At 52.4% G+C, this 25011-nt stretch carries 22 protein-coding genes and 1 pseudogene; 18 read left to right on the top strand and 5 right to left on the bottom strand.

The window, feature by feature from the left end; translation table 11 throughout:
* Positions 1-459 precede the first annotated feature (459 nt).
* Positions 460-2022 carry a sigma-54 interaction domain-containing protein gene (locus tag ACE99V_RS08420; RefSeq protein ID WP_400490646.1) on the bottom strand — a complete coding sequence of 521 codons (1563 nt, stop codon included), beginning with the start codon at positions 2020-2022 and terminating at the stop codon, positions 460-462.
* A 224-nt stretch (positions 2023-2246) separates the two neighbouring features.
* Between ACE99V_RS08420 and ACE99V_RS08415 the strand changes: the two genes are divergently transcribed.
* Genes ACE99V_RS08415 through ACE99V_RS08395 form a run of 5 tightly spaced genes read left to right on the top strand, consistent with a single transcriptional unit; the run spans position 2247 to position 7868 of the window.
* Complete coding sequence (locus tag ACE99V_RS08415; protein WP_400490625.1) at positions 2247-3440, top strand: NAD(P)/FAD-dependent oxidoreductase; 1194 nt, start codon at positions 2247-2249, stop codon at positions 3438-3440.
* Positions 3437-4462, top strand: coding sequence for a 4-hydroxyproline epimerase (locus ACE99V_RS08410; protein ID WP_400490624.1), 1026 nt, complete (start codon positions 3437-3439; stop codon positions 4460-4462). Before ACE99V_RS08415 ends, ACE99V_RS08410 begins: the two co-directional genes overlap by 4 nt.
* A gap of 33 nt (positions 4463-4495) precedes the next feature.
* Positions 4496-5380, top strand: coding sequence for a dihydrodipicolinate synthase family protein (locus ACE99V_RS08405; protein WP_400490623.1), 885 nt, complete (start codon positions 4496-4498; stop codon positions 5378-5380).
* 14 nt (positions 5381-5394) lie between these two features.
* Positions 5395-6834, top strand: a complete 1440-nt coding sequence (locus ACE99V_RS08400; RefSeq protein ID WP_400490622.1) for an aldehyde dehydrogenase family protein — start codon at positions 5395-5397, stop codon at positions 6832-6834.
* A 29-nt stretch (positions 6835-6863) separates the two neighbouring features.
* Complete coding sequence (locus ACE99V_RS08395) at positions 6864-7868, top strand: proline racemase family protein (protein WP_400490621.1); 1005 nt, start codon at positions 6864-6866, stop codon at positions 7866-7868.
* A 181-nt stretch (positions 7869-8049) separates the two neighbouring features.
* Here the strand turns inward: ACE99V_RS08395 and ACE99V_RS08390 are convergent, their stop codons facing one another.
* Positions 8050-8619 (bottom strand): P-loop nucleotide/nucleoside kinase family protein, encoded by a 570-nt coding sequence (locus ACE99V_RS08390; protein WP_400490620.1) that lies wholly within the window; start codon positions 8617-8619, stop codon positions 8050-8052.
* A 315-nt stretch (positions 8620-8934) separates the two neighbouring features.
* Here ACE99V_RS08390 and ACE99V_RS08385 point away from each other — a divergent pair, with 315 nt between their 5' ends.
* From ACE99V_RS08385 to ACE99V_RS08365, 5 genes are read left to right on the top strand one after another with little or no spacing between them, the layout of a single operon-like run.
* Entirely contained in the window at positions 8935-9729 is a 795-nt protein-coding gene (locus tag ACE99V_RS08385) for an IclR family transcriptional regulator (protein ID WP_400490619.1), read from the top strand.
* 59 nt (positions 9730-9788) lie between these two features.
* Positions 9789-10427, top strand: a complete 639-nt coding sequence (locus ACE99V_RS08380) for a bifunctional 2-keto-4-hydroxyglutarate aldolase/2-keto-3-deoxy-6-phosphogluconate aldolase (protein ID WP_400490618.1) — start codon at positions 9789-9791, stop codon at positions 10425-10427.
* 60 nt (positions 10428-10487) lie between these two features.
* Positions 10488-10964 (top strand): tripartite tricarboxylate transporter TctB family protein, encoded by a 477-nt coding sequence (locus tag ACE99V_RS08375; protein ID WP_400490617.1) that lies wholly within the window; start codon positions 10488-10490, stop codon positions 10962-10964.
* Between the two features lie 13 nt (positions 10965-10977).
* Entirely contained in the window at positions 10978-12483 is a 1506-nt protein-coding gene (locus ACE99V_RS08370; protein ID WP_400490616.1) for a tripartite tricarboxylate transporter permease, read from the top strand.
* 44 nt (positions 12484-12527) lie between these two features.
* Positions 12528-13511 (top strand): tripartite tricarboxylate transporter substrate binding protein, encoded by a 984-nt coding sequence (locus tag ACE99V_RS08365; RefSeq protein ID WP_400490615.1) that lies wholly within the window; start codon positions 12528-12530, stop codon positions 13509-13511.
* Positions 13512-13657: 146 nt separating this feature from the next.
* On the opposite strand, the gene ACE99V_RS08360 is transcribed toward ACE99V_RS08365, so the two are convergent.
* Together ACE99V_RS08360 and ACE99V_RS08355 are read right to left on the bottom strand one after the other, a co-directional pair.
* The gene (locus tag ACE99V_RS08360; protein WP_400490614.1) at positions 13658-14881 is read right to left on the bottom strand and encodes an MDR family MFS transporter; all 1224 of its coding nucleotides are present in this window, start codon (positions 14879-14881) and stop codon (positions 13658-13660) included.
* 113 nt (positions 14882-14994) lie between these two features.
* The gene (locus ACE99V_RS08355; protein ID WP_400490613.1) at positions 14995-15846 is read right to left on the bottom strand and encodes an AraC family transcriptional regulator; all 852 of its coding nucleotides are present in this window, start codon (positions 15844-15846) and stop codon (positions 14995-14997) included.
* Between the two features lie 194 nt (positions 15847-16040).
* Between ACE99V_RS08355 and ACE99V_RS08350 the strand changes: the two are divergent.
* Both ACE99V_RS08350 and ACE99V_RS08345 read left to right on the top strand, forming a co-directional pair.
* Positions 16041-16256: pseudogene (locus ACE99V_RS08350) on the top strand (VOC family protein); the annotation flags it as partial.
* A 127-nt stretch (positions 16257-16383) separates the two neighbouring features.
* A complete protein-coding gene (locus tag ACE99V_RS08345) occupies positions 16384-17367 on the top strand; it encodes an aldo/keto reductase (RefSeq protein WP_400490612.1) in 984 nt (327 codons plus the stop codon).
* Positions 17368-17420: 53 nt separating this feature from the next.
* Here ACE99V_RS08345 and ACE99V_RS08340 read toward each other — a convergent pair whose 3' ends face one another.
* Positions 17421-17996 (bottom strand): bifunctional transcriptional activator/DNA repair enzyme AdaA, encoded by a 576-nt coding sequence (locus ACE99V_RS08340; RefSeq protein ID WP_400490611.1) that lies wholly within the window; start codon positions 17994-17996, stop codon positions 17421-17423.
* A gap of 194 nt (positions 17997-18190) precedes the next feature.
* Here ACE99V_RS08340 and ACE99V_RS08335 point away from each other — a divergent pair, with 194 nt between their 5' ends.
* From ACE99V_RS08335 to ACE99V_RS08310, 6 genes are all read left to right on the top strand, one after another.
* A complete protein-coding gene (locus tag ACE99V_RS08335; protein WP_400490610.1) occupies positions 18191-19285 on the top strand; it encodes a carbohydrate kinase in 1095 nt (364 codons plus the stop codon).
* On the top strand, positions 19282-20199 hold the full coding sequence (locus tag ACE99V_RS08330; protein ID WP_400490609.1) for a pseudouridine-5'-phosphate glycosidase: 918 nt from the start codon (positions 19282-19284) through the stop codon (positions 20197-20199). The genes ACE99V_RS08335 and ACE99V_RS08330 overlap by 4 nt, the downstream gene beginning before the upstream one ends.
* 200 nt (positions 20200-20399) lie before the next feature.
* A complete protein-coding gene (locus ACE99V_RS08325; RefSeq protein ID WP_400490608.1) occupies positions 20400-22817 on the top strand; it encodes a heavy metal translocating P-type ATPase in 2418 nt (805 codons plus the stop codon).
* A gap of 17 nt (positions 22818-22834) precedes the next feature.
* Positions 22835-23683, top strand: coding sequence for a DUF8832 domain-containing protein (locus ACE99V_RS08320; RefSeq protein ID WP_400490607.1), 849 nt, complete (start codon positions 22835-22837; stop codon positions 23681-23683).
* Positions 23684-23714: 31 nt separating this feature from the next.
* A complete protein-coding gene (locus ACE99V_RS08315; RefSeq protein WP_400490606.1) occupies positions 23715-23915 on the top strand; it encodes a copper ion binding protein in 201 nt (66 codons plus the stop codon).
* Positions 23916-24076: 161 nt separating this feature from the next.
* Positions 24077-24943, top strand: coding sequence for an arginase family protein (locus ACE99V_RS08310; RefSeq protein ID WP_400490605.1), 867 nt, complete (start codon positions 24077-24079; stop codon positions 24941-24943).
* Positions 24944-25011 lie beyond the last annotated feature (68 nt).

Raw genomic sequence — 25011 nt, 5'->3', positions numbered from 1 at the left:
CGGGGTGGTGCTTACCGACATCGTCGTGACGGCGGAAGATAGGAAACGGTCAGGGCCTTTTGCTTGGGAAGCCTTGGCAGTGTACAAAAATATAGACGTTTTCTTGTTCATCTGTATAGTTCTTTATACATGCGGCGGCAGGAAGATGCAGGTTCTTCTTTACCCAGTTGGCACATGTTATGCATTTTTACGCAGAAGCAATGAGACCAGGGACTCGTGCAACGTCCCTGGTCAATTCCGGAAGACAGAGGAGGAATCAAGATGGAATTGATTCGAATTTTGTCTGAAGTGTTGCCGCCCAGGCGCAGACGGAATTGCCTGAAATTATTCAGGTGCTGGCGAAAAATCAAGGTGAATTTCTTCCGGGGATAGGGACCAAGGGATAATGGGTTTGCCGAGAAAACGAAGAAAAAGAGGGAGTTCAATGTCTCTCGATGTTGGAGTGAAACAGGATCTTCTTTAGTTTGACTTGTTCAGCTTGTTATACAGCGTGGCGCGTGAAATGCCGAGCCGCTTGGCGGCCGCCTGCTTGTTGCCGTTTTCCAGCTCGATTGCTCGCAGAATGACCCGCCGTTCGTGTTCCTCCAGTTCCTTCTGCAGCGAAATCTGTTCGCCTGACAATACGGAGGGGGCGGATTTTGGCGTGGTCTGCAGGGAAATGGGGAGGTCCTCCTCCTTGATCACGCCGTCGCTGGCGAAGACAACCAACCGTTCAATGGTGTTGCGCAGCTCGCGGATGTTGCCCGGCCAGTCATGCTGCAGCAGGTTTTGCATGACGTTTTGAGAGATGGCGTGGATCGGACGGTTGTACCTTAGCGAAAATTCGTACAGGAAAAAGTGGGTCAATTCGATCGTGTCCTCGATGCGTTCACGCAGCGGCGGGATTTTCAGCGTGACCACATTCAACCGGTAGTAGAGGTCTTCGCGAAACTTCCCTTCCCGCACCAAGGCTTCCAGGTCCTTGTTGGTGGCCGCGACGACGCGAAAGTCCGCTTCGATCTGTTTGGTTCCGCCGACCGGATAGTACTTTTTCTCCTGCAGCACGCGAAGCAGCTTGACCTGCATGTCGAGAGGCATCTCGCCCACCTCGTCGAAAAACAGCGTGCCGCCCCGGGTCAGTTCAATCATCCCTTTCTTGCCTTTCTGATCGGCGCCGGAGAACGCCCCTTTTTCGTAGCCGAACAGTTCACTTTCAAACAGGGTGGGAGGGATCGCGCCGCAGTTGATCGCGACGAATGGGGCGTTGGCTCCTTCCCGAACGTCATGGACAGCCTTGGCGAACAGTTCCTTGCCCACACCGCTCTCGCCTGTGATCAGCACAGTGGCCTGGGTGTCTTTCAGTTTCTGGATCATGGTTTTGATTCGGCGGATGGCCATGCTGTTTCCCTTGATCTGTTGAAACGGATCGGATGTGGGGCTGAGCTTGGCCATTTCCTGCTGCAGGTGGTGAACTTTTTTCGTGGCGTTCAGGAGTTCCTGATTGAGCCGGACATGGCTGGTGATGTCGGTTTCCCCAGCGACGGCCCCGATGATCCGGTCATGCAGCAGGATCGGGTTGGTGTTGATCAGGACGATCAGATCTTCGCGCGGCTGATGCTGGTGACGATGCAGCGAGAGGCCCGTTTTCAGGGTTTTGAGCGTCTCCAGCATGTCGACAGGGAAAAAGTCGGTGATGGGATGGCCGATGATGTCCTTGGCTTTGATGGAAAAAATGCGTTCCGCTCCTTCCGTCCAGACCACGACCCGCGACTGCTCGTCAATGATGGAGATGGAAGCGTCCATCGTCTTGATCATGGTGTCGAAATACGCTTCCAATACCTCATACGACTCGAAAACCGCCTGAAGGACGCTGCCCTGGTCAAGAAATCCTTCCGGTTGTCCCGATTCATTCACAACCAACACGATGGGAGAGGACCTTAAGAGGGAGATCGCTTCGGACAGGGGGGCATCGAGACGGATGGCGGGTGCCTTTTCCCATGCGGGAGAGTTGTCGCCCGGTTGTACTATGTCAAACCTGTTCATCAGTTGTATGATCGCAGGAAGTTTGTGTTTCAAGCAGATCAGTCCTTGTTTACAGAGTGTAAAGAATAGTAAACATTTTCTTAATTATTATACACTTGTTGTTTCAGTTGTAAAAGAATGTAGACAGAAAAAGATGTTGACCACGTTTTTTTCCACTGGCACACCTCTTGCAAAAAGAAAATGGCGTGAACATTCACTACTTCGCAGTTGAGGAGAGTCAGCCCATGACTGAACAAACGCATGCGCAAGTCGTCGTCATTGGCGGAGGGATCATTGGCGGTGCCATCGCCTATTACGCGGCCAAGGCCGGCTTTGATGTGACGGTGGTGGAACGCGGCGAGCTGGCTTCGGGAACGTCCTCCCGCTGTGACGGCAACATTTTGGCAATCGACAAGGACCCCGGCTTTGACAGCCAAATGTCCCTGAAGAGCCAGATGCTGGTCGACGAGCTTAGCCGGGAACTCGACCATCCCTTCGAGTACCGCGCGCCGGGCAGCATCCTGGTCTGCGAGACGGAAGCGGAGATGGAGGCGGCACAGGAGTGGGTCAGGCGGCAAAAGGAAGCGGGTCTTGCGTTCCGGATGCTGGACCGCTCGGACATCCGGCAGGAATCTCCTTATTTTGCCGACGACCTGTTGGGGGGGCTGGAGTGCGCCACGGATTCGACGGTCAACCCGTACTTGCTTACCTTTGCCCTGTTTGAGGGGGCCAAGAAGCATGGAGCCCGCGTCCTGCTGCGGACAGAGGTAAAAACCATGCGGCGGGATCAGGCGAGTGGAGCGTTTCACATCGAGACGAACCGGGGCAGCATGACGGCCAGGCAGGTGATCAACGCCGCAGGTGTTTGGGCGCCTGCCATCGGGCGGATGGTGGGACTCGAGATCCCGATTGTACCGCGAAAAGGGCACCTGATTGTCGCATCCCGGCAGATGCCGGTCGGATTGCGAAAGGTGATGGAGTTCGGCTATCTGATCTCCAAGTTTGGCGGTCAGCGGCAGGTGGATGCGGAGACGGAGAAGTACGGCGTAGCGCTCGTGTTCGAGCCGACGGAGAGCCAGAATTTCCTGATCGGGTCCAGCCGCCAGTTCGTCGGATTTGACACACGGGTCGATCTCGATGTCGTCCGCTGCATGGCCCGACGCGCCCTCCGATTCTATCCGAAGATCGCCGATTTCACGATAATTCGCACCTATTGCGGATTGAGGCCGTGGACGGAGGATCACCTGCCGATCGTCTCCCGCGTGGAGGAAGTCCCCGGGTATTTCATTGCGGCCGGACACGAGGGGGACGGCATCAGTCTGGCGGCCGTCACGGGAAAAGTGGTAGCAGAAATGCTGACGGACCAGGCGGAGACAATCATCCCGCTTGAGCCGCTCCGCCATGATCGGTTTACAAAAGAAAGGGTGTTGCACAGATGAAAGCGAGCAGGGTGTTTACCACCGTCGATACCCACACCGGAGGAAATCCCACCCGCACGGTGATCAGTGGACTGCCCAAGCTGGAGGGCAGGACGATGGCGGAGAAAATGCTCCATATGAAACAGGAGTACGATTGGATACGCACGCTCCTGATGTTCGAGCCGCGGGGCCACGATGTGATGTCGGGTACCCTGATGGTGGATCCTTGCCATCCGGAAGCGGATGTGGGAGTCATCTACATCGAAACAGGCGGCTATCTGCCCATGTGCGGCCATGACACAATCGGTTTTTGCACGGCGCTGGCAGAGACAGGGATGATTCCGGTAACCGAGCCGATCACCATGATCAAGCTGGATACACCGGCCGGGCTGGTGGAAGCGGAGATCACAGTCGCTGATGGGAAGGTCAGGCAGGTTTCCTTCCGCAACATACCTGCGTTCCTCTACAAGCAGGATGTCACGGTAGAGGTGGAAGGGCTGGGAGCTGTCCGTTGCGACATCGCCTATGGCGGCAACTTTTACGCGATTACCGATGCCCGCAAGCTGGGGCTATCGCTGGAGCCGTCCAACGCTTCCGCCATAGTGGAGACGGCGGTGCGCATCCGCAAGGCGATCAATCAAGCGGTGGAGGTTGTCCATCCGGAAAAGCCGTTTATCCGTGGACTCACGCATGTGGAGTTCTATACTGCGCCCACCCATCCGGATGCCCATGTGAAAAACACCGTGGTGGTCCCGCCCGGAGGCATTGACCGCTCTCCCTGCGGCACGGGCACGTCGGCCAAGCTGGCAACCATGTATGCCAAAGGTGAGATCGGGATCGGCGAGCAGTTTGTGCATGAAAGTATCGTCGGATCGCTGTTTGCGGGCGAGGTGCTTGAGGTGACGGAAGAAGGCGGCCTGCCTGCCGTGGTGACCCGGATTGCCGGATCCGCCTGGCTGATGGGCAAGCATACGTTTTTTTACAATCCGGATGACGAGCTGGCGGCGGGCTTTTTGCTCATCCCGCCGGCTGAGGATCATTAACAGGAACAAATCATAGAGAGGAGATTGAGAGGAATGGCACGATTTGAAGGAGTGTACGTGGCGATTGTCACCCCGTTTACCAAGGATTATGAGGTGGATTACAACCGGCTGACCGAGCTGTGCGACTGGTTGATCCAGGAGGGAGTGGACGGCCTGGTCCCATCCGGTTCGCTCGGCGAGTACGCCACGATGACCGTTGAGGAGCGGGCCAACGTGATCAGGACCGTGATTGCCGCCGCAAAAGGACGGGTGCCTGTCGTGGTCGGATCTGCCGCACCTTCGACCCGCCAGGCCGTGGAATGGGTCCAGTTTTCCAAGGACGCGGGGGCAGCGGGCGTGATGGCCCTGCCGCCGATCAACTACAATCCCCTTCTGCATGAGGTGTTTGCTCACTACGAAGCGCTCAACACGGTAGGTCTGCCGATCATTGCCTACAACAACCCGCACGATTACAAGATCGATCTGACACCCGATGTGCTGGCGCAGCTGTCGAAGCTGGAAAACGTGGTCGCTGTCAAAGAATTTTCCGGTGACGTCCGCCGGATGCAGGATATCCTGGCCCAAACCGATCTGGAAGTAATGGTCGGTGTGGACGACCTGGTGATGGAGGGCGGACTGATCGGAGCCACAGGCTGGATCGCCGGCGTGCCAAATGCGCTGCCGAAAGAAGGCGTGGAGCTGTTCAAGCTGGCACGCGCAGGAAAACTCCAGGAAGCGCAGGCCATGTACCGTCGCCTGCTGCCGCTCTTCCATTACGACGCCAGTCCGCAGTTGGTCCAGTCGATCAAGTACATGATGGATCTGGCCGGATTCCCGGTAGGGCCGACCCGTCCGCCGCGCCTGCCGCTACCGCAGGAGTACTATGAGGGCATCAAAAAGGCGTTTGACTTCGCGGTGGGCGCAGTCAGCGGACGATAAGGAGGCCAGGCAGGATGCAGAGCAAAAACTGGATCGGCGGCGAGTGGATTACTCCGGCAGGAGGCGAATCGGTCGTAACGAATCCGTCACGTACGGCGGAGGAGGTGGGCGTGCTGCGGTTTTCCCAGCCGTCCCACATCTTCCAGGCGGAACAGGCAGCCCGCGCGGCCCAAAAGCAATGGTCGCAGCTGACCGGAGCAGCCAGAGGCGAGATCCTGTACCAGATGGCTGCGGCACTGGAAGCGCAAGCGGAAGAACTGGCCAGGCTGGCCAGCCGCGAAATGGGAAAACAAATCGGCGAGATGCGGGGGGAAGTGGCGCGCGGTGTCAGCCTTTTGCGCTACTATGCGGGCGAAGGTGTACGCGCCAACGGTAATCTGATCCCCTCTGCCGACACGAACGTGCTCCAGTACAGCAGACGTGTCCCGCTGGGAGTCGTGGCAGTCATCACGCCGTGGAACTTCCCGGTGGCAATTCCCATCTGGAAAATCGCGCCTGCCCTGATCTGCGGAAACACCGTCATTTGGAAGCCGGCGGAAAACGCCTCGCTGACGGCCACGCGGCTCGCGGAGATTTTTGCGGAGACGAGGCTGCCGGCCGGTGTTCTCAATCTGGTGATCGGCAAAGGTCGTGAGATCGGCACCGCACTTATTGAAGAAGCTGTGGTGGACGCCGTCAGCTTTACCGGTTCATCCGCTACCGGCAGACAGATCGCCATCGCCTGTGCAAGCCGAAACATCAAATACCAGACGGAAATGGGCGGAAAAAATGCGGCCGTCATCCTGAGCGACGCCGATCTGGACAAAACGGTTCCCGCCATTTTGAGCGGGGCTTTCCGCTCGGCCGGACAAAAATGCACGGCGACCAGCCGGATCATCGTAGAGAGAGCCATTTACCAGCCGTTCGTGGAGCGGCTGCAGGCAGCCATCGCCGCTTGTCGGGTGGGTGCAGCTCTCGATCCGGAGGTCTATTTGGGTCCGGTGGCATCCGCCGAACAGTATGAAAAGGTGGGCAAGTATATGGCGATCGCCAGCAATCACGCGCGAGTGGTGGCCCAAAGCCCTGAGGCGGACGCTGCCGACGAAGGCTATTACATCCGCCCGACGGTAGTGGAAGGAGTGGAAGCCGGACATCCGCTGGTTCAAGAGGAAGTGTTTGGACCTTTGGCCGTATTGCTTCAGGCGGATGGATTTGACGAGGCGGTGGAGCTGTGCAACCGGACCGTGTACGGGTTGAGCGCATCCCTGTTTACGCGCGATCTGGCCAGCGCCCATCGGTTCCTTGATGTGGCAGAGGCCGGTATGGTCCGCGTCAATCAAGAGACGGCAGGGGTGGAATACCAGGCGCCATTCGGCGGGATGAAGCTGTCCAGCTCCCATACCCGGGAGCAGGGACAGGCTGCTCTTGATTTCTACAGTGCTGTGAAAACCTGCGCGATCAAATACGCCTGGTAAGAGAGGCGTCGGCAGAAAGGGAGGAAGTCATGAAAATCAAGCAGCTTTACACCACGATCGATGCCCATGCCGGCGGGGAGCCGCTGCGGATCATCACCGGGGGAATCCCGCCCCTGAAGGGAACGACGATCCTTGAGCGCAGACGCTACTTCCGTGAGCATCTGGATCATATCCGCCGCGTGCTCATGTACGAACCGCGGGGGCACCATGGCATGTACGGCTGCGTCATCACGCCGCCGGTAAGCGAGGATGCATCGTTCGGTGTGCTGTTTATGCACAACGAAGGGTTCAGCACCATGTGCGGTCACGGCATCATCGCCGTCGTCACGGCTGCGATCGAGACCGGGATGCTGCAGGTGAACGGGCAGCAGCAAAAGATCGTCATTGACAGTCCGGCAGGCAAGATTATCGCGCGTGCCCATGTGGAGGGAACCGAAGTGAAGTCTGTTTCCTTTGAAAATGTGCCGTCTTTCGTCTACGCCCGGGATGTGCAAATCGAGATCGGAGGCCGCACGTTTTTGGTGGACATCGCGTTTGGCGGGGCTTTTTATACCGTCGTGCAGGCCCGGGATCTCGGCGTTCGGGTGGAGATCGATCAGCTGCCCGATCTCCAGCGATGGGGAGGGTTGATCAAGGAACAGGTCGAAGCGAAGCTGCAGGTGCTCCATCCGCTGGAACCGGAGCTTGCCGGCATTTACGGCGTCATCATTTCCGACGAGCCGAAAAAGGAAAATTCCCACCTGCGCAACGTGACAATTTTTGCCGACAAGCAGGTGGACCGATCACCCTGCGGGACCGGTACGGCAGCGAGGCTGGCCACGTTGTTTGCGCGCGGTCAATATCAGGTGGGAGAGCCGTTTGTCCATGAAGGTATCGTTGGCAGCCAGTTCATCGGTACGGTGGCGGAGACGACCAGGGTTGGCGATTACACGGCAATCATTCCTGTGATCGAGGGAAAAGCATTCATCACCGGGCTGCACCAGTTTGTCGTGGATCCAAGTGACGCGCTGTCAGAAGGCTTTTTGCTCCGTTAAACCAGGCAATCCCCCCAGTTACGGAGGCTGTAACGCGTCAAAACACCAATCACTGTATAAAAGCCGATGCAGATGCAGGCATTTGTCCTGATTTCTGCTCGGCTTTCTTGCTGATTGGAAGCCGAAATCCCTTGCAGAACAAGGGGGGAGGGTTGATTGACCACTCCCCTTCCGCAAAAGTTTAAAACGGCAACGTTTGAAATAGCTTTTCCACATCTACCGTATCAGCGCTATTGTCAAACTGTACGATATCAATACCTTCCCATAAACACTGCTTTTCTTGAATACTTTGCACAAACGTATCCCAATTGCGGAATTTCCAGGCGTCTCGATCAAGCGCGCGGGCGGACAATCTTTCTTTCAATACGGAAAAATCAACCGTGACTTGCAGAACGAACGGTTTGACGTTTTGCCAGCCATATTTTTCCTGTAGCTCTTGAATATAGTTCCGGTTTGAAAAGTAGCCAAGGAAAGGCGCATCCAATATGACGGACGTGCCGAGCTTGAGGTTGTCATTGGCGATATCCAGCAAGGTTTGGTATTCAAGATCCATAATGACATCGCTGTAAAACGTGCAACCATCCCGCTCATGAGGGGAATACCCGTTTGATTCCAGTAAGAGACCGGTAAATTTGTTGCAAACCATATCTTTGTCGAGGTAACAAAAATGATACTTGGAAGCGATCAGTTTCCCGATCGTAGATTTTCCCGATCCAGCGGGACCAATCAAAAAAATGACGACAGGCTTCATGTTGCGTTCCCCCTAGAATGAAGCGGTGCCAATAAGTGCCGTTTCTTTTTTTGTTCGCATATGTGAACTGTATTCATATTTACGAATTTTCTTTATCTAGCGTATAACGATTCCAAAAGTATTTCAATCCTGTTTTTACAAATAGCGTTTATACAAAATGTGCATGATTTGCCAGAAGAAATATTTTAAAAATTTTATCTGAGGGATATTGAATTTGAGCGGCATTTATTTTTATAATGATTTTGAAATTCTAAATAGCGAAATTAGTTCGCATATGTGAACTTCAGTTGAGGGTGAATTTGAAAAGGAGATTTTATGGAAAAATTTCGTATGAATAAATCGGCCGAGAGGGTCGTAGATCTTTTGTTTTTACTTGCCAAGAGCAGTTCTTCCTTAACACTGAATGAGATCTGTACCGGGTTAGGCCTCCCGAAAAGCAGTGGTTTTGAATTGGTGCAGACCTTGCTCCATAAAGGTTTTATCGAGATGGATGACGCTCGATTAAAAACGTATCGGATCGGATTGGGTGTCTTTGAAGTAGGCAGTGCGTATCTTTCCAACTTGGGAATTCCGCAGCTGGCAAGGCCTTATCTGGAAGATCTAAATAGACAGACCGGCAGTACAGCTTTTCTGGGGATCGAAGACAAAGGCAAAATTGTTTACTTGGATAAAGCGGAGAATTACTCTGTCATGCGCCCGACAGCCAAACTGGGCTCTCGAAGATTTATGCATACCACCGGTCTTGGGAAAGCATTGTTGGCAGCGTTTCCAACGGACAAGATCCTGCACATCTTAGGTGACGGTGAAATTGTAGGGAAAACACCTTATTCCAAAGTAACTTTGCCAGATATCTTGCAGGATATGAAGGAAATACGCGAACGGGGTTACTCGATTGATAATCGCGAAGATAATGTGGAGATGTATTGTATCGGTTCCGCAATATTTGACCAGTCGAATCATCCGGTTGCCTCGATTAGTGTTGCCAGCATGTATTCCAGTATGACACCCGAGCGCGAAGAGCTAATCGTCAAATTAGTCAAAGAAGCGGCGTTGAAGCTTTCTCGTCAACTCGGATACAGTGGCGACCGGTTATATATGGATCATAAGTAATGTCAATGGTGGTGAACGGCAAGTCTTTACCAGAGAGAAAACAGCGTGGAGGACTTACTATGTGGAGAAAACTGGAGAATCTTAACAAAATTTATGAAAGCGGAATCGTTCTCATTATTCGTTCCGACAGCGAGCAGGAAGCCCTGGCGGTTGCGGAAGCTGCGATAGAGGGCGGAATTAACGTACTGGAGATCACGATGAGCGTCCCGAATGCTCTACAGGTGATCCATACATTAGCTCAAAAATATCGCGATGTTTTAATTGGCGCAGGTACGATTTTGGATGGTGAAACCGCCAGAGCGGCTATTTTGGCCGGTGCCGAACTTTTGGTAAGTCCGCAGCTAAATCCGGACATGATTAAGATGGCGAACCGCTACCAAGCCATTACCATAAGCGGTGCTTTCACTCCAAAAGAGATTATCGAAAGTTTGGAAGCGGGTGCAGACATTGTGAAGTTGTTCCCGGCTGAAGTGGTGGGACCGCAGTATGTAAAAGCCATCAACGCTCCCATATCACAAGCCCCGATTGCACCTACAGGCGGAGTTACCCCCCAGAATGTTCATGAATGGCTGCAAGCCGGGTGTGTAGCCGTTGGGGTAGGCAGCTATATTAGTAAAGCGGCGCAAAAGGATGGCGATTATCGAAAGGTTACGGATGCTGCAAAAGAGTTTGTTCAGGCGGTTGCCGCAGCACGCTAGTCTCCCGACGCGACATCCATCCTGTATGAGCTTGAGAACAACAAGAAGCGGGTGAATTACGTGGATAACGGTAAAGGACGCGATTTGGCAAGAAATGCCGGTTTATGGGCTGGAATTGCGCTGCTTATTTACGCTTCGGTCATTTTTTGGCAGTCCTTCTCTTTGAAATATTACACGGCTTTTGGCCCCGGTCCCGGCATGTTTCCCAGATGGCTGAGTGCCATTCTCATGATGATTTCTGTCATATATATTTGGCAGTCGGTTACAAAAGAGGTTTTCCAAGTTGAAGACATTTTCCCCAAGGGGCGAGAATTCGGAAATATTTTGTCTGTTCTGGTGTCGGTGATTGTGTTCATGCTCATTGTGAATGTTACCGGCTTTACGATCGCAAGCACCGTACTGCTCTTTATCCTGCTTGTCCGGGAATATACATGGTATTCGGGGCTGGCCATCTCTGCAGCAACATCCATCGTCTTGTTTGTGGTGTTCAAAGTATTTTTTGATATTCCGCTTCCAGTGAACGGGTTTGGATGGTAATAGGAGGTAGGAAATGGAATCTCTTGCACAACTAGTTTCAGGCTTCGAGACAGCGCTTACATGGTGGAATTTGCTGTATTGTTTGATTGGCGTTACGGTAGGGATGTTTGTAGGCGTATTGCCCGGTCTTGGTCCTACAACGGCTACTGCCCTGCTGATTCCGGTAACTTTTGGAATGGAACCGGTTTCCGCTATTATTATGCTGGCCGGGATTTATTACGGAGGCATGTATGGAGGAACCGTCACTTCCGTTTTAATCAACACGCCCGGCGAGGCAGCATCCGTTATTACTTGCCTGGACGGCCATCCTTTGGCCAAGCAGGGAAGGGCAGGCGTAGCCCTGGGTGTGGCGGGGATCGGATCCTTCATCGGGGGGACCCTATCCATCATCGGTCTGGCATTAATCGGTCCTGTCCTGGCGGAATTTGCATTGCGGTTCGGTCCGCCGGAATTTTTCGCCCTGATGGTATTCGGGCTCGTCATGGTCATCGGTTTAATGGGCAAGTCGCTCGTACGGGGCATGATTGCCGCTTTCATCGGGTTAACGTTATCTCTGGTCGGGATGGACCCTGTTTCCGGAGCGGTTCGATTCACTTTCGGCGAACCGTATTTAATGAACGGATTTGATTTGGTCACCATTGCGATGGGGTTGTTCGGACTCTCGGAAATCCTGATCGGCATGGAGAACCTGTCAAAATCGGAGAAACCGGCCAAAGTGAAAGGTCTTTTGCCAAGACGCGAGGAATGGAAACCGACGATGAACGCCATAGGCCGAGGAACCGTGCTTGGATTTCTAACAGGTTTGATACCCGGCACGAACTCTGTCATTCCAGCTCTTCTTTCCTACTCATTGGAAAAGAAGATTGCCAAGGATCCTTCGCGCTTCGGGAAAGGCGCGATCGAAGGCGTCGCCGGACCTGAGACAGCCAACAACGCGTATTGCGGAGCAGCGCTTATTCCATTGTTCACGCTCGGAATTCCGAGTTCCCCGACGATTGCGATACTTTTGGGGGCGTTCATCATGCATGGACTGACTCCGGGGCCGGTGCTGTTCCAAAATAACCCTGATTTCGTCTGGGCGATTATTGCAAGTATGTTTATCGGCAATCTCTTTTTGCTGATTATGAATTTGCCGTTGGCGGGTATGTGGGCCAAAATTACAATGGTTCCTGCCAAGCTCCTGTATCCGATTATCCTGATCATTTCTGTATTAGGGGCGTATACCGTCAATAACAGCCTCTGGGATGTCGGCGTCATGTTTGTTTTCGGGATCATCGGCTACGTCATGAAAAAAATCGACATTCCCATGGCGCCCATCGTCCTGACGTTTGTATTAAGCAGGATGATGGAAAGCTCCTTGCTGCAGTCGTATAAAATGTTTCAGGGCAACCTGCTGGAGTTGTTTCAGCGGCCGCTATCCGGTTCCTTGTTAGGAATGGCTCTTATTGTACTGGTTTTTAGCGTCATCGCTGAAATCAAGAAAAAGAAAACGGGTTTTGCCGCGGATATCGAGATGTAACAATTTTAAAACCATAAAAAATTCATCATGGAGGTACAATCACAATGAAAAAAGTTGCTGTAGTTGTAAGCTTGTTAATGGGACTGCTGGTTGGTTGCGGCTCACAAGGCACACAGGGAACACAGGGTGGACAAGCCCCGAAAGCAGCGTTCCCGGAAAAAGAAATTACGTTAGTCGTTCCATTCGCTGCAGGCGGCGCATCAGATGCGACTTCCCGCATCATTGCCAAGGGCATGGAGGAGAAATTGAAGAAGCCTGTTGTGGTCGTGAATAAACCAGGCGGAACAGGCGGCGTAGGGATGTCCTTTGTTCAGGCCAGCCCGAATGACGGATACACAATGGGATATGTTCCTGCGGAATTCGCCATGCATAAAGCATTGGGACTCTCCGATTTGGAGCCAAGCAAGTTTGATCTCATTGGGCAAGCAACGATGGTTCCTGCAGCCGTTACGGTTGCAGCAAACGCTCCATATAACACAATTGAAGAGTTTATTGAATTCGCCAAGAAAAATCCGGGGAAAGTCAAAGTGGGCAACTCCGGATCAGGATCCATCTGGCACGTGGCCGCCAGCGCATTTGCCAATAAAGTGGGCGTTACCTTCACCGATATTCCTTTTGAAGGCGCTGCTCCGGCAGTAACCGCATTGATGGGAGGCCATGTCGATGCAGTTATGGTCGGCATCGGGGAAGTGAAAAGCGGGGTAGAGGCCAAGAAACTGAAGGTTCTCGCCGTTATGACTGCTGAACGGGATAAAAACTTCCCGGATGTCCCAACGCTGAAGGAAAAAGGGATTGATGTTCAGTTTGCAGGCTGGGGCGGCTTCGTCGTGCCAAAAGGTACTCCGAATGAAGTGAAAACCGTACTGGCCGACGCTTTGAAACATGCCGTGAATTCGGATTCATTTAAAAAGTTTGCGGACGAACGGAGTATGATCGCTGCTTACAAAGGTCCTGAAGATTTTGCCGCGTTTGCAGATGAACAATTCAAGTATTTTAACGAATTGATTCCTACGATGAAGCTCAAGTAATTTTCCTGAACCCCCTTTCCATTCAATTGGAAGGGGGTTCTTTACGTTTTCCCAGTAGGTTGCCCGAGCCGTCGTAAACAAGTATGGTTCACTCTCAGGTAACCGTTCACTGCAGTCTTAATCTGTCTCTGTGAAGTGGCATCATTTTACCCAGCAAGAGTGGTATTTTGCCGATTGTGGCTGCTTTGACCTAATTGAAAAAATGGGTAGGCGAAAAAGGTGAGGCACATCAGGATTCCAAAAATGAGTGGTCCTTGTCCCAGGCCAAAAGAGCTTAACAGGTACCCGCCTATCCATGCTCCAAAGCTTTGACCAAGAAATGAAAACCCACTGGCTCCATAATAGGTGCCGCGTAATTGTTCTGGGGCTATTTCACCAATCACCACGTCTCCGATCACCATGCAAAGGATTTCACCGATCGTGAAGATAACCATAGAAACGATGAGACCTGGCAGCTCAGTAAAGTATCCAAAGCCAAATAAGCCAAGACCGAACAAAATGCTTCCAATCTTGAGAGCAGTTAGGGCGGTTACCCGCTTAGCCAATGCAATAATCGGATACTGAAGGAGCAGAACGGAAGCTGCGTTTATGAAAAACAAGTACGAATACGTGCCGATTCGGTTCCCTCCCAGATACTGAGAGAGTGTGGTCTCAAGGTGAGAAAAACCTGCCATAACAAACAGGTTGCCGATAAGAAAATATCGAAAAACTTTATCAGAAAAGATAACCTTCATGGAGCTTTTTAAGTCAACGCTTGTTTTGGAACCTGCTCTTGAATTTCTTCCGTAACGAAGCATCAGTGCTATAATGGCCACCCCATATAGAGCGTATATAGACGCACAGATATGAAACGGCAATTCTGAGACAGAACTCCCCAGCTGTAAACCTAGTAGCGGCCCCGCAGCTCCCCCAATGTTGATCGCGAAGTAACGTGCGTTAAAAACGGAAACACGTTCTTCTTCACGTGTGACATCTGTCAGCAAGGCACGGGCAGTGGGCTCAAATACATTGCGACAGAATCCGTTTACAGCATTTAGGATCAGAAATGACCAAGCAGAGTCTGCTAGTGTAAACGCCAGAAACACGAGACTCCATAAAAATATGGAGAAGATCATTACCGGATACCGACCAATCCGGTCAGACAATGCCCCTCCAAAAAAACTGCTAAAGGTCCCGACTAAGAAGCTGACACCCAAGATGGCTCCGATTGTGGTCGGGTCAAGTCCTTTCACCTCACCAAGGTATATTCCCAAAAAAGGAATCGTCATGAAAAAGCCCGTTCGCGAAAGTAATGTCCCCATAATGACTCCCCACGACACGGGGTGAAATGGAGGAAGCCATTTGCGATGAATCACACTTGTTTTCAACATGTCCTGTTCCCTTTCTTTCATGGCTTGTGTTTCGAAAAATTTGATTGTTAAAGAAAAGGATAACGAAACGATCGCAAAATACTTTTCACTTATTGCCACAAACTCAGGTCAATTTATGAAAAGTCACCCAATATTCGTGAGGTTCTACATTTTTTTCTGTATTCAGCCGGATTTATTCCAAATTTCTTTTTAAACAGTCGCTCAAACGTGTTTAAGCTGCCAAAACCGACTTCAAAGGCGATATCCGTTACGTCATAGGAGGAGCTCCGCAGGAATTGCTCCGCTTTTTTTAGCCGAATCTCTTGGACATAATGACTTGGTGTCTGTCCCATATACTCCCGAAAAAGCCTGATCAGATAGTATTTACTCATTCCCGAAACCTGGGCCAATGTATCCAAGTTAAGTTCAGTGGAGGTATCGTCATGAATGTAATCAAGGGCTTTTTTCAGAGAAGGATGGACTTTTTTAGGCGAAAGACCAAGCCAGGCTTCAGAATGTGCTCCCTTGCTCTGTGCAAATAGCAGAGAGGCCATTTCATATTCAAGCTCTTGCAGTTCAATGAAATCGAGGGAACTCTCGATGGATTGTTTCATAACACGATCGGCAATTTTTTTGAAACCTTCCGTGGACCCTTCCACCCAAGGGTTGATGTCCAGCATGATTTTCTCCTGAAGACGCTCCATTAATACCTTTTCAAGGAATGTCTGATTGAAATTGATCAGCAGCAATCTTGAACCGTTTTCATTGGAATAGTGATAATGCTGCTCTCCTGGAGCAGTAATACACCATTCCTTATCGTGAAATCTCCTGGTCTGGTGATTGAATTGGATATACGGGGAACCGATCAGCGGGATACTCAACTGGTAATCCATTCCGTGACCATGGCGTTTGGGGTCAGCGGTTTTCGGGGCAAATTGAACCATCATCAGCTTACTATTTTCTAAATTCAGTTCAAAGAACTTCATACGGCTTACCCCTTTCACACCCGGTACGTACAACGTTTTCCTATATGCCTATAGAAAAATCCGGCGCCCCCTCAATTGTTGCGAATGAACGACATGCAATTATCGGCGAGTCTTATAACCGAAAGCAATATATTTTCATTTTAACAAAGAAATGGAGGGGGTTCCATGTTTACCCTGAAAAGACTTGATCGTTGGCTACATTCACATTAAAAGGACAACCGTTCATGTGCATCGATAATACAAATGGGGATCATCATGCCTTTACTCCTGCCATGTCACTGTTTGTAACATGTGATACTGCAGAGGAAATTGATAGAGTTTTCGAGAAGTTATCTCAAGATGGCAAAGTTTTAATGCCGCTGGCTCCTTCTCCATTTAGCGAAAAGTTCGGTTGGGTTGAAGATAAATAGGGTGTTTCGTGGCAGCTGAATTTGTAGCAGGCAAACCGTTCACACAACAAGGATTTTTTCTTTGGAGGAATTTGGCAGGGCATTATAGAAGGTTTTTCATGGAAATGAAGAAAAGAGGTCGATCAATATGAAAAAAAGAACGTTAGGCAGCGGTTTAGAGGTTTCTGCATTGGGGCTGGGCTGTATGGGAATGTCCGATTTTTATAGTGGAAGGAATGAGGAGGAATCCATCCAAACGATTCAAAGTGCGATTGAATTAGGCGTGAATTTTTTGGATACGGCAGACATGTATGGGGTTGGAGAAAATGAAAGACTCATCGGTCGAGCCATTAAGGGAAGGCGAGACCAAGTCGTTCTGGCCACCAAATTCGGGAATGTCAGGGGAGAGAACGGGGAATTTCTTGGAGTGAACGGACGTCCAGAGTATGTGAGAGCAGCATGTGAAGCAAGCTTACGCCGGTTAGGTGTCGATCATATTGATCTATATTACCAACATCGGGTAGACCCCAAGACTCCCATCGAAGAAACAATCGGGGCCATGGCGGATCTGGTCCGTGAAGGGAAGGTACGCTATATCGGGATGTCTGAAGCAGCGCCTGATACCATACGCCGAGCTCATGCCGTTCATCCGATTACCGCATTACAGACGGAGTATTCTCTTTGGAGTCGGGATGTCGAGGATCAAATTCTTCCCACCTGCCGTGAGCTGGGGATTGGTTTTGTACCGTACAGTCCGCTTGGAAGGGGCTTCCTAACAGGGCAGATTCGGCGGTTTGAAGATCTGGCAGAAGATGATTATCGGCGGTTCTCCCCTCGATTCCAAGGTGAAAACTTTCAAAAAAATCTTGACCTTGTTCAGAAGATTCAGGAAATCGCAAAAGAAAAAGGCTGTCAACCATCCCAATTGGCATTGGCTTGGCTGCTTGCTCAAGGAGAAGATATTGTACCCATTCCGGGAACAAAGAGAAAAACGTATCTGGAAGAGAATCTGGGAGCGTTACAGGTCGAACTGTCAGATTCCGACCTGGCACGTATTCATGAAGTAGCACCAAAAGGAATTGCCGCAGGCGCCCGTTATCCGGAAGCAGGCATGAAAGCCGTTAATTTGTAGGCGGAGACGGAATGCCTTATGAGCGAGGAATGCAAGAGACCGACAGTTTTCCTTTACAGGGAAGCGGTTGGTTTTTTTGTTCCTTGACTCTGGCATTGGCGATACGCGGTAGGTGAACATCCCGTTTCTTTGTGAAAGACAGCGGAAAAATGGGAACTGCTTTGAAAACCTACTTGCAAAGCAATCGTCGTAATGCTTTCCTGCGTGTTTCCCAGCAGGTGTTGCGCGGCTTTCAATCGTTTGCGCAGCAGGAACTTTGCCGGGGATACTCCCATTACTTTCTGAAAGCACCGCTGCAGATGATACGGGCTGACGAACAGCTCGGCAGCGATCTGTTGCAGCGAAAGCGGCTGATGGCAATGTTGTGTGAGAAAGGCAGCCGCTTTTTGGGCCAGTTCTTCTTCAGAGGTAAGCCGGAACGGTTCCTCAGGCCGACACCGTTTGCATGGACGGAGCCCGGCTTTTTTGGCATCGCCTGTTGTCAAAAAGATTCTCACGTTTTCGGGGTTGGGCGTTTTGGACCTGCAGGACGGCTTGCAGAAGATCCCGGTGGTTTGTAGACCGTAATAGAACTGCCCGTCGTACGCAGGGTCGCAATCCACAATCGCTCTCCACATCTGCTCGTTCATGTGCATTCTCCTTCCTTCCTCTCTATGTGTAAGTATATCCGTTCCCCTCCTGTGTTGGAACGGGGGTGGAATGGGAAAGCAAGAATCAAAAAAAATGTAAGCGGGTAGAAAATCAAAATTCTTCTTTCTAAACATTTGTTCATATGATAAACTTTTGTTTGGAAAGATAAGTTCGAGGAAAGGAGGCTGATTCAGTGGATAAGGAAACACAAATTCTCTCCTACATCCGGCAGAACCCGTTTATCACCCAGCAGGAGTTGGCCGACAAGATGGGGATATCCCGATCAGCGGTCGCGGGCTATATCGCTAGTTTAACCAAGCGGGGCGAAATTAAGGGACGCGCCTACATTTTGCCCGATGAGGGGCTGCTCACGTGCATTGGCGGCGCCAATCTGGACCGGAAGGCGCGGGGCAAGCAAAAAGTGCGTTTGCATTCGTCCAATCCCGTGACCATAACGGAATCCTGCGGCGGTGTGGCGCGAAACATCGCCGAAAACCTGGGGCGCCTCGGCTGCAATACCTCTCTGATCAGCTGCGTCGGTGACGACAAGGAGGGCAGCTGGATCTTGCAGGAGACCAAAAAACACGGAGTCGATATCAGTCAGGTGTGGGTGCTTCCCGCACAGCGGACGGGGACCTATACCGCATTGCTTGACATCGACGGAGAAATGGTCGTCTCTCTGGCCAACATGGATATCTACGACCAGCTTGCCCCGGAGATGTTTGCGGAAAAGTGGTCTCATATCGCTGCTTCGCAAGCCGTTTTTTTGGACACCAACATTCCCGCGGAGTGTCTTCACTACGTCATTCAGCGCTGCAGAGACGAAAGAATCCCGCTTTTCATCGACCCGGTTTCCTCGGCCAAGGCAAAGAAGCTGCCCGAGCGGCTTGACGGCGTGGAAGCCATTTTGCCCAATCGGGAAGAAGCGGAACTGCTCGCCGGCATGAGCATAAACTCACTGGAAGACTGTGCGGCTGCCTGCCGAAAAATCCGGGAGCGGGGCGTCAAACACGTTGTGGTCACGCTGGGTGAGGACGGTGTCTTCTGCTCGTCGGAGGGAGCGGAAGAGCACGTGCCCTCCTATCAAACAAGCGTCGTAGATGTAACCGGGGCGGGGGATGCCTTTGCTGCCGGTTTGCTGTTCGGTATCGTCAGCGGCAAGACGTTTTCGGAGGCGTGCCGGTTGGGGCTGGCCGCCGCTGCGCTTACCCTGCAGACGGAGCATTCCGTCTCGCCGCTGCTTCATCCGGATCGGCTTACTACTTTTGTAAAGGAGCGAACATCATGAAACAATACCTGACTTATACGGACGAAGTGCGCCATGCCCTGGAAAACCGTTTGCCGGTAGTCGCCCTGGAAACGACGATTATTTCTCACGGGATGCCGTACCCGCAAAACGTTGCAATGGCAAAAGAAGTAGAGCAGATTATTCGTGAAAACGGCGCGGTTCCAGCCACGATCGGGATCATGGACGGCAAAATCAAAATCGGCTTGACCGAAAGCGAACTGGAAGAGTTTGCGACGAACAAATCCGTGGAAAAAGTAAGCCGACGCGACCTCCCGTACGTCCTGGCAACGGGCAGGATTGGGGCGACAACCGTAGCGGGAACCATGATCGGAGCACAGATGGCGGGCATCCATGTATTCGCCACAGGGGGAATCGGGGGCGTCCACCGCGAAGGGGAGATAACCTGGGACGTTTCCGCTGATTTGACAGAACTGGCCCGGACCAATGTTGCCGTGGTGTGTGCCGGTGCAAAATCCATTCTGGACCTTGGCAGAACGCTTGAGTATCTGGAGACGCAGGGTGTGCCTGTCATCGGATACAAGGCGGACGAGTTCCCTTCTTTCTACGCCCGTGAGAGCGGCTACGGTGTCGACTATCGCCTGGATACGCCGGAAGCGGTGGCGACGATGATGGACACCAAGTGGAAGCTGGGCCTGAACGGCGGACTGGTCATTGCCAATCCGGTGCCAGAGGCGGATGCGCTTGATCATCGGGAGATTGAAGCGGCTATCGTAACGGCGCTCAAGGAGGCAAAAGAACAAGGAATTGCCGGAAAGAACGTGACACCGTTCCTTCTCGACAAGGTAAAACAGCTGACGGCAGGCAAAAGTCTGCAGACCAATATTGCACTGGTAAAACACAACGCCGAGGTAGCGGCGAAGATCGCCGTTGCTTTTGCAGCACTGCAACCATAACCATAAAAGAAGACGGTCCCATACTCATGTGCAAATGCCTGTGACAGGCAGAGCAAATGAATATGGGACTTTTTTCAAAAAAGGACTTTACATACCCTTCTGGGGTATTGTATATTATAGATGGATAGGAAAGGATTTCTGGGGAAAACTACTCTGAAATATACCCCATGTGGGTATTTGGGTGCGGGGAGGATCAATACATGAGCGTTACCATGAAGGAGACAACGGTACAGATTTCGGGAATGACCTGTGCCGCCTGTGCAATCCGAATCGAAAAAGGTCTGAAAAAACTGGAAGGTGTGCAGGACGCTGCGGTAAACCTTGCCTTGGAAAGATCAACCGTTGTCTACGACCCTACCAAGACCAATCTTGCGGATATCGAGAAAAAGATCGAATCGCTTGGATACGGCGTCGTAAGGGAAAAAGCTGAGTTTACCATCGGAGGCATGACCTGTGCCGCCTGTGCCACCCGTATCGAAAAAGGGCTCAACAAACTGCCCGGCGTTCTGAACGCAAACGTCAACCTGGCGCTGGAAACGGCGGTTGTGGAATACGACCCGGCGCAGGTGTCGGTGGCTGACATGATCAAACAGGTGGAGAAAATCGGATATCAGGCGATTCGGAAAGAAGACCTGAACGAATCGGCTGCCACGGACCACCGCGAACAGGAAATGATGCGGCAGACAGGCAAGTTTCTCTTTTCTCTGATTCTCACGCTGCCGTTACTGTGGGCCATGGTCGGTCACTTCTCTTTTACCTCGTTTATCTGGTTGCCGGAGATGTTCATGAATCCGTGGGTGCAGCTCGCGCTGGCGACGCCGGTACAGTTTGTTGTAGGAAAGCAGTTTTACGTCGGCGCCTACAAAGCGCTTCGCAACAAAAGCGCCAACATGGACGTCCTTGTCGCGCTCGGCACTTCTGCCGCCTACTTCTACAGCCTCTACCTGTCCATTCGCTCTCTCAGCTCGGATGCACATATGCCGGAGCTGTACTTTGAGACGAGCGCGGTGCTCATTACCTTGATATTACTGGGAAAACTGTTTGAAGCAAAAGCAAAAGGACGTTCCTCGGAAGCGATCAAAAAGCTGATGGGCCTTCAGGCCAAAACGGCAACGGTCGTACGGGACGGCAAAGAACAAGTGATTCCGGTGGAAGAGGTATTGGCAGGAGACATCGTTTACGTGAAACCGGGGGAAAAGGTTCCTGTCGACGGCGTAATCGTGGAAGGTCGATCCGCTCTGGATGAATCCATGCTGACCGGTGAAAGTCTGCCGGTCGACAAGACCGTAGGGGATGCCGTCATCGGCGCTACCCTCAACAAGAACGGGTTTTTAAAAGTTCGCGCGACGAAAGTGGGGCGGGATACCGCCCTGGCGCAGATTATCAAGGTAGTGGAGGCGGCGCAAGGGTCAAAAGCTCCCATTCAGCGGTTGGCCGACAGCATTTCAGGCATATTCGTCCCGATTGTCGTGGGCATCGCGCTGGTTACTTTCCTGGTCTGGTTCTTCTTCGTCACTCCGGGCGATTTTGCCTCCGCCTTGGAAAAGTGCATTGCCGTCCTGGTTATCGCTTGCCCGTGCGCCTTGGGATTGGCCACGCCGACCTCGATCATGGCCGGTTCCGGCAGGGCTGCGGAGCTGGGAATCCTGTTCAAAGGCGGCGAACACCTGGAGACGACACATCAGCTCGACACGATTGTGCTGGACAAAACAGGGACGGTAACGAACGGCACGCCGGAGCTGACCGATGTGATCGCGGTTTCCCTTTCGGAAGAGGAACTCCTGTCCCTGGTGGGAGCTGCGGAGAAAAACTCCGAGCATCCTCTGGCGCAGGCTATCGTCAAAGGAATTGCCGAACGCGGTATTGTGCCGGGGGAAGCGGCCGAGTTTGAAGCGATTCCGGGCTACGGCATCAAGGCCCTTGTCAATGGCAAGCAGGTATTGATCGGAACCCGCCGACTGCTCGCAGAGCATCAGGTGAATGCGGAACCGGCCTTTCACACGATGGAACAACTGGAGCAGGCGGGGAAAACGGCGATGCTTGTCGCTGTTGACGGAACATTCGCAGGGCTGATTGCAGTGGCAGACACGATCAAGGCCACGTCCAAACAGGCCATCCGACGGTTGAAAGAGCTGGGACTGGAAGTCGTCATGATCACCGGTGACAATCGGAGAACGGCGGAAGCAATCGCCAGAGAAGCGGGCATCGACCGCGTAATCGCCGAAGTGCTGCCGGAAGGAAAGGCAGAAGAAGTGAAAAAGCTGCAACAGCAAGGGAAAAAGGTGGCGATGGTGGGCGACGGCATCAACGACGCCCCAGCCCTGGCGACAGCCGACATTGGCATGGCGATCGGAACCGGAACGGACGTCGCCATGGAAGCTGCCGACATCACGCTCATGCGCGGAGATCTCAACAGCATTGCAGACGCAATCATCATGAGCAAGAAAACGATTCAAAACATCAAACAAAATCTGTTTTGGGCATTTGCCTACAACGTACTGGGCATCCCGGTTGCCGCCCTTGGTTTCCTGGCTCCTTGGCTTGCCGGAGCGGCAATGGCGTTCAGCTCGGTTTCCGTGGTGCTGAATGCGCTGCGTCTGCAGAAAGTAAAACTCTAGAAAGGAGATGGTGAACCATGAACAAAACAGCTAGGTGGGCATTGTCCGGTGCGGTTTATCTGGCTCTGGTAGTGGGAGGGTATTCCCTTTACCAGGGAGTGTGGGCCCAACCGGAGCCGGCACATCCAGCGGAACCGCAAGCGGCCCAACCTCACGAGGATGCCGCCCACGGAAATGACACTCACGGAGAAGCCGCCCACGGCGGGCATGAACCGGGAACCGCTGCAGACACGCAAGCGTCCCTGTCATACGAAAACGGTCAATTTAGCATTGCGATTCGGGATGCGTCGGGTAAACCGGTTGAGGATTTTCAGGTGAATCACGAGAAGCTGAACCACCTGATTGTGGTCAGTGAAGATTTGCAAGAGTACTACCATCTGCATCCCGAGTATCAGGGAAAAGGGACGTTTACCTTGTCCTATCCGCTGAAGGAAGGAGCGTACAAGGCGTTTGTTGACGTGAAGCCGGTGAACGCCAGCTACGCGGTGACGCCGCTCTCCCTGCAAGTGGGGGAGGCACATTCACACGAACAGCACGAGCCTCTCCGTCCTGACAACCAGCTGACCAAAACGGTGGAAGGCCGCAAGGTGACGATGGAGATGGAGCCGAGCAGTTTGCAGGCTGGAGTACCAGTCACGCTTCGGTTCACGATCCATGACGGGACACCGGAGAAATATCTGGGTGCCCTTGGGCATGTCGTGATTCTCAACGAGACTGCCGATCAATACGTACACGTCCATCCGGTGTCGGAGACCGAGACGGCGTTCGAGACGCAGTTCAGCCAGCCGGGCAAGTACAAGATCTGGGCAGAGTTTAAGCTGAACGGCAAAGTTCATACCTATCCGTTTGTCGTGGAAGTAAAATAAAACGAGACAAGAGCAAAAGGAGAGATTGAGAATGAAACAAGTAACCCTGCGTGTAGAAGGAATGTCCTGCGGTCACTGTGTCAAGGCCATCGAAGGAGTACTGAAGGAACTGGGGGCATCTGGAAAGGTGGACCTGGCAGGCAAAACCGTCGAAGTAACGTACGATGAAGGCAAGCTGCAGCTTGAAGCGATCAAGGAAGCCATTGAAGATCAGGGGTATGATGTGGTGTAACAGCAATAAACCGAGGGGAATGATCTCCTCGGTTTTTATCGTTCTTTGACTAAGTAGTATGTAATGCGAAGCACAAATGGATTCAACATTGTTGAAGATGTCGATAAATTGTAAAATGTGGAAATAACATAAAAAAACAAAGCAGGAGGACCATCCCTCGTATGAACCTATCGTTGATCGGCATTCCCATATTCTCTGGAGCGTACGTCTCCGGCACCGAGCTTGCCCCGGAAGCGCTCCGTGCCGCCGGACTGGTATCACGGCTTCAGGAAAAAGAGATGTACGTCACAGATCACGGAAACGTCAAGCTTCCGGACTATCTCCCGCGGCACAACATTCCGCCGGTACGTAATTGGCCCGCTCCGCGCATGGTGTGGGATCTGCTGCGGACGGAGGCACAGGGCTGGTTTCGCGGGAATGAATTTACCTTGCTGCTGGGCGGAGATTGCAGTTTGGTCGTTGGAACAGCGGCAGGATTGAAGCGGGTATTTCCCGAGCAGGCGTACCTGCTTGTGATAGACGGGCATCTGGATACCATGAAGCCGTCCTCTTCCCGCTGTATCGGCGCTGCCGGCATGGGTCTCTGGTTTCTGCTGCACGGCACAGAGATGTGGGTAGAGCCAAGCGGCTGGACTCCGGAGCAGATCAGCGTCGCGGGAGTTCAAAAAATGCCGGACGAAACGTACGGGATCCCCATTACAACCCTGCAGCAGCTGCGTGAGACTGGCATCGCTGAAAGTGCGGACAGCCTGCTGCGCAGCATTCCGGCCGACGCGAAAATTCTCGTCCACTTTGACGTCGATGTGATGCACAAGGAGGCCATGCCTGCCGCGTACTCTCCAAGCAAAACGGGTCTCGGCATGGAAGAGGCAGAGGAGCTGCTTGGCCGCATCCTGTCTGATGAGCGCGTCGTCGGACTGGAAGTGACCGAGTTTTCCGCTTTGCGTGATACGACGGGAGAGCAGGGGGCGCGACTGGCCAGTCTGTTGGCTGATTGCCTGAAATATCGAAAAGTCGTCTCTAGATAAGCGATTTCGTTTCGGGTGAACAATGGAAAAGCATCCCACGTATATTTATAGGCAATGGGAAAAGAGGT

This window comes from Brevibacillus soli, assembly GCF_044759095.2.
GTDB lineage: Bacteria > Bacillota > Bacilli > Brevibacillales > Brevibacillaceae > JBIYSM02.
The sequence above is the reverse complement of the archived record's forward strand: the minus strand, read 5'-3'. Positions and strand labels throughout refer to the sequence as shown.